The sequence below is a fragment of the bacterium genome (assembly GCA_035530055.1).
GTDB lineage: Bacteria > UBA6262 > WVXT01 > WVXT01 > WVXT01 > WVXT01.
In genome coordinates this window covers 1-10,744 of sequence record DATKVN010000018.1, presented here as the reverse complement: position 1 = coordinate 10,744, position 10,744 = coordinate 1, and the positions used below count along the sequence as shown (strand labels likewise).

Genomic DNA, 10,744 nt, shown 5'->3' with positions numbered 1-10,744 from the left:
GCCTCCCAAGAAGAAGAGAATCAAGAAGAAGTATAACAGATTCACCAGAGCTTTCCTGCGCCGGGACTGTCCTTGAACAGCCACCTCATAATTCTCTTGAGGGAGAGAACTCAGGGCAGATAACTCCACTCCCTTTTCCCGGGCAATTAAATTGGCAAGAGTAGCCGTACCATTAAAAATTCCTTCGCCAAACTCCCCTTTTCCAAAACTGGGAGCAATCTTCTGACGAATAACCTCTCCAGCCATGCCATCAGTAATGATACCCTCTAAGCCATAACCCACTTCTATTCTAATCAGTCGCTCACCAACACTAACGAGAATTAACAGCCCATTATCCTCACCCTTCTTCCCAATCCCCCACGCCTCAAAGAGGTCTACTGCATAACTTTCTATATCTCCTTCCGGTATACTCTCCAGGGTCACTATGGCAATTTCAGAAGTCGTCTTTCTTTCCAGTTCAGTAACAAGACCTGTCAACCGGGTTACATTGCTGGATGAAAGAAGGTGAGCAAAGTCATTAACGTATCCCACCGGCTTGGGAAAAGAAGCCTCCTTCCCCAAAGAAGGAACCTGTAAAAGAAATAGTGCGATTAAGACTACCGGCAGTATCCTAATTTTTCTCATTAAACTTCCATCCTGTCACAGATTATGCACAACTTCTCAACCTCTTCTAAGTAGTCACCGAAAAGTTTTTCTAAGTTATCTTTTACCTTTTTACCCTCTTTCATCTCGAGAACTTTTAAGAAGAGGCCACCATTAACAGTGAACTCTTTTTCCAAATCACTGATAATATCTCTTTTCTTAACGGGCAAGGCCTTTCCCTTCAGTCGCAACAGGCTTCGGAAAATAGGAATAAAAGAAGTAAGGGAATTGATTAAAAGAGAGCGAATCCTTTTCTTCTTCATCCCTATCTCTAAGTAGACCTGATATAGCCTGATCAATCCTCCCTTCAGTTGCTGTTCGCATTGTAGCCTGACATTTCGGCCCTTTACTTCCAGTTTGCCCAATATGTCTTTTCCATAAATGAGGATATAATTATCCTTCATCTCCAGAAACTCTATAGGAAATGTGTCCGTAGAGGACTTCATATGCTCAACAGTAAGAAGAAGAGGGACAATCCCTTTCTTCCTCCCCTGGTTAATAAGTTTCAAGCTCATCTTCAGGTCAGGAGGGTCTATTCTTTCCATTACCAAAAGGAGATTAACGTTCGATTTTTTAGGAATAAAATCTTCGCCCACTGCGCTACCATAAAGGGAGATAGATTTGAGGTTATCCCCGTGCAAGGCAATCATTGCCTGGCTAAAAGGCACCAAAACTTTCCTCACGTGGCTATTTAACTTTTCCAGATTGACAAGGATGTCCATAGAAGTCTCCTTTCCGTAAATTATTCATAGGATTTTAACATATTTCCCCATCTTTTTCAACCATTTAAGGAAGGGCTCTTGATTACTTGGGAGATTCCTCGGCAGGCAGATTTTGCGTAAACTTTTTGAACTTTTCCTCATTCCTTACCAGTTCAGCACCCTCGAACTCAACCTGTTCCAGGTAGAGCTCGACCCTCTCGATTCTATCACCTGTAGGTGGATGGGAACGAAAGAGAGTTTCAAATTTACTTGGAGGTTTTTTTTCCATAGCTTTAAGTTTCTCGAAAAAGTCAGCTATTCCCCTTGGGTCGTATCCGCCAGCAAGGGAATAACGGATTGCTGAATTATCTGACTCCAGCTCGTTCTTCCGGCTGTATCCCAGAAGCATAAGGGAAACAAAGAAATTTGTATATTGCTGGAGCTGACTCAAGTCTTTCTTGGTGAGTATTTCTCCTACGAGGAGAATCGCCTGGTAACCAAATGCTTTCTCGAACTGTTTCGCTCCGTGGCGATACACGACATGTCCGATCTCGTGCGCCATAACCCCCGCCAGCTGAGCCTCGTCATCCAGTTCCTTAAGGATTCCCCTGGTGACAAAAATGAAGCCTCCAGGAGCAGCAAATGCGTTCACCATGGGAGTATTAAGCACGGTGAAAGAGTAGGTTATCTCTTTCCTCTCAGAAACATCAACCAGTTTCTGCCCCACCTCATTTATATATTTGTCTAGTTCCGGGTCATCGTAAATGCCAAACTCATTTACTACCTGTTGAGCCGCCTGTTTCCCCAGAGCTACTTCCTGACTCGTAGAAAGCAGCCTGATTTCTTTCTTCCCTGTAACCGGATGGACTGCGCACCCTACAAGGAAAACAAGAAACATCACTAAAACGATATTCAAAATTTTTTTCGTAGAATTTACCTCCTTAAACCGCAAGCCATCCTCCATCCACAAAGATTGTCTGGCCGGTTATGTAATCCGAAGCATCGGAAGCAAGAAAGACAGCTATTCCCGCCAGATCCTCAGGCTTACCCCATCTACCTAAAGGAATTCTTGCATTTATTGCCGAAAATCTTTTGGGGTCCTTCCGCAAAGGCTCAGTCAAATCAGTCTCAAAATAGCCCGGTCCAATAGCATTAACCCTAATGTTATATTTCGCCCAGTCACTGGCGAGCGACTTGGTCAGCTGAGAAACCCCTCCCTTGCTTGCTACATAGGCAGAAATATTCTTTCCCCCTATAAAGCTGGCTATGGAAGAAATGTTTACAATTTTCCCTCTCTTCTGTTTAATCATTACTCTCCCCACCGCCTGGCAACACAAGAAAGTCCCTTTCAAATTAACATTCATCTCCTCGTCCCAATCTTCTTCTGAAAAATTTTCAGCTGGCACTCTGGTAATCCTTCCGGCATTATTGAACAGAAAATCTATTTTCCCAAATTTTTCCAGAGTTTTCTCTACCATTATATCAATATCTTCTTTTCTCGCCACATCAACCTGCAGGGGAAGCATTTTCCCTCCCCAACTTTTGATTTCCTCAGCTACTTTCTCAATTATTTTCAGTTCTCTGCTGGTCACAGCAAGGTCTGCCCCAGCCTGAGCAAGACCAATAGCAATACCTTTCCCCAGACCGCGGCTTGCACCAACCACTATCCCTGCTTTCCCCTTAAGACTCATCTTTTCCAAAATCATAACTCCCTCCATAAAAAAGGGGACAGGCTACTTTTTTCCCATTATGCTTTTTATTTTCTTCGGCGGCTTAACTATAAACATCACTATCGTAAATATGGCAATAAAAACTGTTGGTATCTGTATTACCAAAGGATTAACATCAGGATAAACCAATCTCTCTAAATAATGGACTATGAACGAACCAGAATATACTGAATATGCTTCATGTCTTAACCTTAGTTGATTTTCGAGTAGAGTTAACGGGCAATACTTGCCCAGAATGCTTAAAGAGACAACATAGAAAATACCCACGAGGTGGAGTACCCTGAACAGCCACCTATCAAAGAATTTCTGCCTGAAGAAGACAGCATATAAGGTAAGTAGAAACCCAAATAGCATAAATAGTATAAACAGGAAATGTACCACAATAACTGCATCAGCAAATATTTTATATGCCATTTTCTATCAATCTTATCCAAACTTATATGTTTTCCTGATTTTCTCTATCACATTCCAAGTGCATTTGAGTCCCTTGGGGAATGTGACCAGGTCGCCCTTACCAAATTCAACTTCACCATCAGGAGTTTTAACCTTCACTTTCCCTTCCAGAACGTAGCAGGTCTCCTTCTCATCATATTCCCAGTCGAAAGTTGAGGGCTCGCATTCCCACGGGCTCCAGTCATCCACTCCCAACGATTTCAATTCCTCATCAGACAGCTTCTCCACCTTAATTTCCGCCATAATACCCTCCCCAGCAAAAAAATGAATTATTCTAAGCAATGTGGGAAACTCATAAACAGATACCACCTAAACTTCTCTTTTTATGAAATAACTGGATATCAATCCTATAAGGGCGCTTATACCATATAACCCGCCTATCCAGTCAGAAATTACACCGGCTATACAAACAATCACGCCAATTCTCGCATTTCGTTTAACATCAATTTTCCTTAATATGTTAATAGTTAGATAGAGTAGAATACTGCCACACATTATATCCAGGACCCCTGCAATATTCGAAGCCACTATTCCACCATCCCAAAATCTATATGCTAAATCAGCAACCACAACATTGAGAAACATTAAACCACTGTAAATCATCCCAATTGTACTAATAATAATTCCAATTCTTGCAATAATTTTTCTTAGCATTTTTCTAAGCAAGTTCTTTCCAGTTAATCAAAACCAGGATTATAATTGCTAAATTAACCAAAATTGTCAGCGGACTCACTCTCGCAGGCGACATTATATTAAGAATTAACACCAGGCCCGAAACAACTAAAGCCACCACCCCCGCTATTCGTCGCTTCTTTCTTAATCCATATCCACTGAAACAATATAAGCTACCAATCACTAACATTAAAATAGGAAATCCAAGGCTCTCACCCATAGATATGGCAGGAATAGCAATGGCAATAGCACTAAATAACATTAAAATTCCCAAAATCCAGGCCAAAGTGGAAGCTATGGATAAATATAATGTTTTCTTGGATTCTTCCATCCTCTAAATCTACCAGGTGGATATTTGAGTTCCCTCAAGACCGGGATGTGTGCAATCAACGCAAATTTTCCCTGTTGCAGAATTATAGCACCATCCACCGCTATCAGTGAGATTAGGCCCCACGACTTGATTTGTTCGTGGATGAGACTCAAGGTTCAAATATGGAATCTCATTTACATAATCAGGAACCAAAGAGTTGGAAAGCGGGTTAGAAGGCCATATTCCCTCATTAGTTCCATAATAGGTCATAATTGACATACGCAAAATACCCAGATTTCCCTTTGCCACATTCTCGTTTGCCTTGCGAATTGAATTGCCACCTATTATGATGACAGTAACAGCAAGTAATCCAATAACTGCTACAGAAATCATAAGTTCAATCAAAGTGAACCCTTTTGAATCCGACACACATCCTCTTTTATTCATTATCCAATTTCGATTTTCCACTGTTCTGTTCCGACTCCATCGGAACTGCCGGGGGAGGATTCGAACCTCCACACCAAGATCCAGAGTCTCGTGTCCTACCATTAGACCACCCGGCAATTTCTATTCCTTTTGCTCTTCTTTTTTCTCTTCCTTCTCCTCTTCCTTTCCCTTTTTTACCTCATCAACATAGTTCAGCTGGAGAGTGGCCAGAGTCTCACCGATTAACTTCTCTTCCTCTTTAACCAGATTCCCTTTTGCCTTCTCTTTTAGCATGTCCATCATATCGATTGTTACTTTTGCCTGCTCTAAATTTCTTTCAATCTCACCCGTCAGGGGATTAGTAACTTTACCCATATGCTGCATTGCTGCCTGAGAAAGGGAGAGAACAAGGCTCATAAAAAGCATGTTCAATTTTGGTTCTTCTTCCATCCCGCCTCCTTACAGAGAAACTACAGGTAGTTTCTGATTGTATAATCTATTCTCTTTAAGACCCTCTCTTTGCCGAGAAAAGATAAGAGAGCAAATAGACCCGGCCCTCTGGTGCGGCCGGAGACTGCCACTCTGATAGGGTGGAACACTTCACTTGTCTTCTTACCGCTCTCCTTGGCATAGTTGCGGATTTCTTTTTCAATTTTCTCTTCTGAGAAATCTTGCAACCTGGCGAACCTATCCCTGCAATCGGATAGTATCTGTTTAACGCCGCTAACCTTTAATACTTTCTCTTTCGCTTCCTCTTCGTAATCTTTATCTTTTAAATCTTCCTTAAGCATATAACTTATCAAATATGGAATATCTTTCAGTAATTTTATTTTTTCTTGTTCAAGGGAAATCGATTTAGTCAGTGCCATCTTGACCGCATCTTCAATCTCTTCATATTTCTTACCTTCCACTAATTTTTCTTTTTCACTTGCTATAAATGGGAAGGCTTTGAAAGTAAGCTCATCCGGTTCCATCTTCCTTATATACTCTCCATTCATCCAGAGAAGTTTCTGCGGGTCGAAAATGGCAGCAGATTTTGCGCACCTTTCTAAAGAGAACTTTTCTATCATTTCCTCCCTGGTAAAAATCTGCTGGCTATCTTCTGTAGCCCAGCCCAGAAGAGCAAGATAGTTCATTAATGCCTCTGGAAGATAACCTTCTTCCTCATAATAGTTGAGAGAAGTCGCTCCGTGTCTTTTACTGAGCCGGCTGCCATCCGAGCCGAGAATCATCGGCACGTGGGCAAATTGTGGCTTCTTCCAGGCAAGCGCTTCATAGAGGAGAATCTGCCTGGGAGTATTGGAGATGTGGTCGTCACCACGAATCACATGGGATATCTCCATTTCGTGGTCATCAACTACTACTGCAAAATTGTATGTGGGAGAGCCACTCGATTTAAGCATAACAAAATCGTCCAATAATTTATTCTCAAAACTTACTTTTCCTCTTACTTTATCGTCAAATTCTGTAACTCCTTCCCGGGGAGTCTTGAAGCGCACCACGGGCTTCTTGCCTTCCTCTATATACCTCTTCTCGTCTTCTGGAGTGAGCTTACGACATCTACCATCATACTTTGGCGGTCTCTTTTCCTGAAGTGCTTTCTTTCTCATCTCTTCAAGCTCTTCAGGAAGACAATAGCAGCGATAAGCCTTACCGGATTGGACAAGTTCTTCAGCATACTTCTTATAAAACTCAAGTCTTTTCATCTGGAAGTATGGCCCATATTTTCCAACTTCTTCAATGACTATCTGGGAAGGTTCAAGAATTTCTTCAACTAATCGTCCGCCCGGCTTGAGAGTAATCTTGGGACCCTCATTCCAATCCATACCCAACCATTCGAGTCCGTGAATAATCTGCCTGACAGCTCCGTCAGTAGAGCGCACCTCATCAGTATCTTCAATCCGAAGAATGAACGCACCACCTTTTTGTCTGGCAAAAAGCCAGTTAAATAGGGCGGTGCGGGCCCCTCCTAAATGGAGATAGCCTGTGGGCGAAGGTGCAAATCGTACTCGAACAGTCATTGAACCTCCAATATTTATTCCCCCTAAAAAAAGGGGTCAGAGTCATTTTTCATGGACTCCTTGCGAAAGCAAGGCTGACTACCTGCCTCCCTTTCGGGAGGACTCCAGAATCTCTCTTGCCTAATAGATTACTTTATTCAGGGGATACTCTATTATCCCTTCAGCACCAGCGCGCTTCAGTTCCGGAAGAATCTTCTTTACCATTTCTTCTTTTAGGATTATCTCAAGGGCAAGCCAACCCGGAATAGTCAAAAGGGAAACTGTCGGCTTTTTGAGTGCAGGCAGAATCTTCATAAGTTTGGAAATGTCTTCCTTTCTCACGTTCATCTTTAACCCCACCATGCCCTCTGCTGCCAGAGCTCCCTGTAAGAGAATAGCAATATTCTCAATCTTCTTCCTCTTCCAGGGATTCTGATAGGACCCCTTATTGGCAATGAAACGCGTTGTCGATTCTATAATCGTATCTATAGTTCTTAAATAATTTGCCTCCAGAGAAGAGCCGGTCTCGGTCAATTCCACAATAGCATCAGCTAAAGTCCCTGCCTTTCCCTCGGTTGCCCCCCAGGAAAATTCCACATCTGCTTTTACTTTTTTCTTCTTTAAATAATCTTTAACTACGTTGACTAACTCGGTAGCTATCCTCTTTCCTTTCAGGTCTTTCACGGATCTAACCCGTGAATTGTTAGAAACAGCCAGGACCCACTTCACCGGACGGTACCCCGACTTGGAATATACAAGCTCACACACTTCTTTTACTTTTGCCTTGTTCTCTCTAATCCAGTCGTAGCCAGTGAGCCCTGCATCGAAAGTACCATCCTCAACATATCTGGCCATCTCCTGAGCCCTTACCAGCATAACTTCTAATTCCGAGTCATCGCATGAGGGAAAATATGACCTCCCTCCTACGTAAATGCGTATGCCAGCTTTACGGAACAATTCCATAGTTGGCACCTGAAGGCTCCCTTTTGGTAAACCCAATTTTAATTTTGGCATCTATCCCTCCCTTTCTTTAGGGGACGGATTCTATGCCGTCCCTTATTTTGGGCGACCATCCCGATGCATCGGGATCGCCCCTACAACGATGAACAAAATATCTTTTCCCTTTCCTCCTTTTACATTTGAAAGATAGTTTGTGGAAGAGCACTGGGAATTTCAGCCAAAAAACGAGGACGACTAATCCTCTTCCAAGCAAAAATTTGTTCGACTCCCGATGGAATCGGGGGGAGTTTATTTTTGCGCCCTGCAGAGTCCGGAGTTTTTTGGCGTTAAGAAATTCCTCAAGCGATGAACAAACTATCTTTCATTATAGATCTCTCTTCTCCATTACAATGGCATCTTCTCCGGTATAAGCATAATAGCCTTTCTTGATTTTCGTCTTCCGGAAACCCCATTTCTCGTACAACTTCAGTCCTACCTTATTGGAAGTTCGAACTTCCAGGGTTGCTACTCTGGCTCCCAAATTTTTTGCCTTCTCCAAAAGAAATCTGAGAAACTCACTCCCAAAGCCACGATTCCTATAGTCTGGATGTACGGCAAGATTGGTTATGTGCGCTTCCTGTTTAACCATCCAGAAACCACCATAAGCAATCATCCTGCTCTTCTTCTTTTCCTGAGAATCTTCTCTCATTACATAAAAGTAGGAAAAAGGTAGTACCAACTCATGATAGAACATTGACAGTGACCACGGTTCAGGAAAAGATACGCTTTCTATCTCCACCACGTCCTTGAGGTCGTTGTAATCCAATGGGAATATGGAAAATTTCAAGGCTTTTTCAATCTTTCCTTCTCTTCCCATTTCACTTCAGCCTCCGCTCTCCTTATATATAGGGGAAAGACTTCATCATACTTTTTCCCTTCCCCGGAAACAAGTTTCTCCAAACCCAACTGGGCAACGCGGGCTGCCGAAACGTAACGCCTTTCCTTCTTGACAATTTTTGCTTTCTTCTTTAGAAAATCCTTAATTAGATTTTCATAAAGGTCCACTGCTTCACCAAGAAAGAGTATAGTTTCACTTTTATCTTTCAATATTTTCAACCAGTCCTCTATTCCAATTAGTTGATGGGGAGTCAATCTCTTTCTGCCATCATATAGTGCAGTGTAGATTTCCCGGCGTAGAGCATCAATCATCGGGCAAACAAGCTCTCCGGATGTTTCCATACCAAAGGCTAATCCATCGAGGCTGGGAATTCCTATCAGGGGAATGTTTAAACTCTGAGCAAGCCCTCTGGCTGTGGAAACTCCCACGCGAATTCCCGTAAATGAACCTGGACCAATGGACACCGCAATTCCATCTATATCTTTGATAGCCATGCCATTTCTTTTCAATATTTCATCAATGAGCGGAATTACCCTTTCCGAATGGGAAAGTCCCAGATGGAGTGAAATCTCATCCCCTAACTTCTTTCCATCTGTCAGGGCTATACTACAGGTTTTAGTTGATGTCTCTATTCCCAGAATTATCATTTAGACTGATTTCCCTGTCAATTAGATTAGTTATCTTTATCTCCCGATTATTCTCAGAAATTATTTTTAATTCTATTTCCACTCTCTTTTCCGGCCAAAGTGGTCTCATCTTCTCCGCCCATTCAATAATTGTTACTCCCTGATTATAGAAGTATTCTCTATAACCCAGTTCTTCTACTTCGGATAATTTATCAAGACGAAAGAGGTCAAAATGGTAGACTGGAATTCTTCCTTTATACTCGTTAATTAACTTGAAGGTGGCACTACTTACAGAGCCTTGAACTCCCAACCCCTGGGCAATGCCCTGGGTAATGGTCGTCTTGCCAGAGCCGAGCTCGCCAACAAGACAGATTATGTCTCCCGGCAGAAGGCTTTTGCCGATTGCTCTACCAATCTTTCTCGTCTCTTCCTCGCTCTTGGTAAACTTTACCCAACCTCTATTCTTCATTATTCAATAAAGTCAAATACTCTGGAGTCCTTGCGAAAGCAAGGTTCCATTTATTATCCCTCCCTTTCGGGAGGACTCCAAAAATATGGAGAGGTTTGGAAATGTTCGTATCCCCGCCCTTTTAATTTAACTTCTCTACTTTCCTTATCCAGATACCTTACTCTCCATCTTGCCGGCACAATTTCACCAATCATTATAGTATAGGGAACGTCTCTCAATGCCTTCTTAACCTTCCCCCTGGGAACCGTAAACACCAGTTCATAATCCTCCCCACCATAGAGAGCAAAGATTAAACTCCTGATAGCTCCTTCCGGTTCTGAAGAAGATGGGCCTTCTCTTGGAGAAGTGAAAGACCTTAAACAAGGTGAAATGGGAATCTTCTCCAGCCAGATTTTAGCACCAACCTTGCTCGACTGGCAGATGAACCTTATTGATAAGTCCAATCCATCACTACTATCAATCATAGCTGTTGCCAGTCTTTTCCCGGAGATAATTTCTGCCTCTTTCACTCTCGGCTGGGGAAGTAGATGTTTCTTTATAAGATTCTTCTTACACTTCTGGAGATAATCGGATTTCCCGGGAATTTTCCATCTCCCCTTAAGTATTTCTAACCCAGCAGCCGAATCTCCAAAATTTCCCGTAACCAGTATCCTGTCTCCCACCTTAGCTCCAGAGCGATAGACCACCCTTCCTCTGGCCACTTCTCCCAGTAAACTTAGAGTGATTACCGCATTCCCGGGAGAAGAGACTACATCACCACCGACTATCCTGACTCCAAATTTCCTTCCACACTTTAGCATACCTTCGTATAGACCATCCACATCTCTGGTCAAACTGTCTTTAGAGAGCGCTAAAGAAACGAGAGCATACTTTGGCTT

At 42.6% G+C, this 10,744-nt stretch carries 16 protein-coding genes and 1 tRNA gene; all 17 read right to left on the bottom strand.

Annotated elements, in window-relative coordinates; genetic code table 11:
• Positions 1-624, bottom strand: a 624-nt coding sequence (locus tag VMW39_01950; GenBank protein ID HUW22782.1) for a TPM domain-containing protein, incomplete at its 3' end; no start/stop codon positions are given.
• Positions 624-1,364, bottom strand: coding sequence for a hypothetical protein (locus VMW39_01945; protein HUW22781.1), 741 nt, complete (start codon positions 1,362-1,364; stop codon positions 624-626). The genes VMW39_01945 and VMW39_01950, both read right to left, overlap by 1 nt.
• Positions 1,365-1,446: 82 nt before the next feature.
• Positions 1,447-2,295 carry a M48 family metallopeptidase gene (locus VMW39_01940; protein HUW22780.1) on the bottom strand — a complete coding sequence of 283 codons (849 nt, stop codon included), beginning with the start codon at positions 2,293-2,295 and terminating at the stop codon, positions 1,447-1,449.
• On the bottom strand, positions 2,285-3,049 hold the full coding sequence (locus VMW39_01935) for a glucose 1-dehydrogenase (GenBank protein HUW22779.1): 765 nt from the start codon (positions 3,047-3,049) through the stop codon (positions 2,285-2,287). Before VMW39_01935 ends, VMW39_01940 begins: the two co-directional genes overlap by 11 nt.
• Positions 3,050-3,076: 27 nt before the next feature.
• The gene (locus VMW39_01930) at positions 3,077-3,487 is read right to left on the bottom strand and encodes a DUF2784 domain-containing protein (protein ID HUW22778.1); all 411 of its coding nucleotides are present in this window, start codon (positions 3,485-3,487) and stop codon (positions 3,077-3,079) included.
• Positions 3,488-3,499: 12 nt separating this feature from the next.
• A complete protein-coding gene (locus VMW39_01925) occupies positions 3,500-3,769 on the bottom strand; it encodes a cupin domain-containing protein (GenBank protein HUW22777.1) in 270 nt (89 codons plus the stop codon).
• 66 nt (positions 3,770-3,835) lie between these two features.
• The gene (locus tag VMW39_01920) at positions 3,836-4,129 is read right to left on the bottom strand and encodes a hypothetical protein (GenBank protein HUW22776.1); all 294 of its coding nucleotides are present in this window, start codon (positions 4,127-4,129) and stop codon (positions 3,836-3,838) included.
• Positions 4,130-4,184: 55 nt separating this feature from the next.
• Positions 4,185-4,529, bottom strand: a complete 345-nt coding sequence (locus tag VMW39_01915; protein ID HUW22775.1) for a hypothetical protein — start codon at positions 4,527-4,529, stop codon at positions 4,185-4,187.
• A 9-nt stretch (positions 4,530-4,538) separates the two neighbouring features.
• Positions 4,539-4,955, bottom strand: a complete 417-nt coding sequence (locus VMW39_01910) for a prepilin-type N-terminal cleavage/methylation domain-containing protein (GenBank protein HUW22774.1) — start codon at positions 4,953-4,955, stop codon at positions 4,539-4,541.
• A 45-nt stretch (positions 4,956-5,000) separates the two neighbouring features.
• Positions 5,001-5,071: transfer RNA gene (locus VMW39_01905), tRNA-Gln, on the bottom strand.
• 4 nt (positions 5,072-5,075) lie between these two features.
• On the bottom strand, positions 5,076-5,384 hold the full coding sequence (locus VMW39_01900) for a DUF1844 domain-containing protein (GenBank protein ID HUW22773.1): 309 nt from the start codon (positions 5,382-5,384) through the stop codon (positions 5,076-5,078).
• Positions 5,385-5,404: 20 nt separating this feature from the next.
• Positions 5,405-6,955: a glutamate--tRNA ligase gene (gltX, locus tag VMW39_01895; protein ID HUW22772.1), complete on the bottom strand. Its 1,551-nt coding sequence runs from the start codon at positions 6,953-6,955 to the stop codon at positions 5,405-5,407.
• A 120-nt stretch (positions 6,956-7,075) separates the two neighbouring features.
• The gene (gene hisG / locus VMW39_01890) at positions 7,076-7,948 is read right to left on the bottom strand and encodes an ATP phosphoribosyltransferase (GenBank protein ID HUW22771.1); all 873 of its coding nucleotides are present in this window, start codon (positions 7,946-7,948) and stop codon (positions 7,076-7,078) included.
• 310 nt (positions 7,949-8,258) lie between these two features.
• Positions 8,259-8,750 carry a ribosomal protein S18-alanine N-acetyltransferase gene (rimI, locus tag VMW39_01885; GenBank protein HUW22770.1) on the bottom strand — a complete coding sequence of 164 codons (492 nt, stop codon included), beginning with the start codon at positions 8,748-8,750 and terminating at the stop codon, positions 8,259-8,261.
• Entirely contained in the window at positions 8,717-9,418 is a 702-nt protein-coding gene (gene tsaB, locus VMW39_01880; protein ID HUW22769.1) for a tRNA (adenosine(37)-N6)-threonylcarbamoyltransferase complex dimerization subunit type 1 TsaB, read from the bottom strand. Before tsaB ends, rimI begins: the two co-directional genes overlap by 34 nt.
• On the bottom strand, positions 9,387-9,866 hold the full coding sequence (tsaE, locus tag VMW39_01875; GenBank protein ID HUW22768.1) for a tRNA (adenosine(37)-N6)-threonylcarbamoyltransferase complex ATPase subunit type 1 TsaE: 480 nt from the start codon (positions 9,864-9,866) through the stop codon (positions 9,387-9,389). Before tsaE ends, tsaB begins: the two co-directional genes overlap by 32 nt.
• Positions 9,867-9,919: 53 nt before the next feature.
• A partial coding sequence (gene thiL, locus VMW39_01870; protein ID HUW22767.1) for a thiamine-phosphate kinase occupies positions 9,920-10,744 on the bottom strand: 825 nt, incomplete at its 5' end.

Coding starts and splice junctions, on each gene's coding strand:
- gltX (HUW22772.1), bottom strand. CDS start 6,955: ATGACTGTTCGAGTACGATTTGCACCTTCGCCCACAGGCTATCTCCAT.
- tsaB (HUW22769.1), bottom strand. CDS start 9,418: ATGATAATTCTGGGAATAGAGACATCAACTAAAACCTGTAGTATAGCC.
- tsaE (HUW22768.1), bottom strand. CDS start 9,866: ATGAAGAATAGAGGTTGGGTAAAGTTTACCAAGAGCGAGGAAGAGACG.
- VMW39_01945 (HUW22781.1), bottom strand. CDS start 1,364: ATGGACATCCTTGTCAATCTGGAAAAGTTAAATAGCCACGTGAGGAAA.
- hisG (HUW22771.1), bottom strand. CDS start 7,948: ATGCCAAAATTAAAATTGGGTTTACCAAAAGGGAGCCTTCAGGTGCCA.
- VMW39_01900 (HUW22773.1), bottom strand. CDS start 5,384: ATGGAAGAAGAACCAAAATTGAACATGCTTTTTATGAGCCTTGTTCTC.
- VMW39_01915 (HUW22775.1), bottom strand. CDS start 4,529: ATGGAAGAATCCAAGAAAACATTATATTTATCCATAGCTTCCACTTTG.
- VMW39_01920 (HUW22776.1), bottom strand. CDS start 4,129: ATGATTTACAGTGGTTTAATGTTTCTCAATGTTGTGGTTGCTGATTTA.
- VMW39_01925 (HUW22777.1), bottom strand. CDS start 3,769: ATGGCGGAAATTAAGGTGGAGAAGCTGTCTGATGAGGAATTGAAATCG.
- VMW39_01910 (HUW22774.1), bottom strand. CDS start 4,955: ATGAATAAAAGAGGATGTGTGTCGGATTCAAAAGGGTTCACTTTGATT.
- rimI (HUW22770.1), bottom strand. CDS start 8,750: ATGGGAAGAGAAGGAAAGATTGAAAAAGCCTTGAAATTTTCCATATTC.
- VMW39_01930 (HUW22778.1), bottom strand. CDS start 3,487: ATGGCATATAAAATATTTGCTGATGCAGTTATTGTGGTACATTTCCTG.
- VMW39_01935 (HUW22779.1), bottom strand. CDS start 3,049: ATGATTTTGGAAAAGATGAGTCTTAAGGGGAAAGCAGGGATAGTGGTT.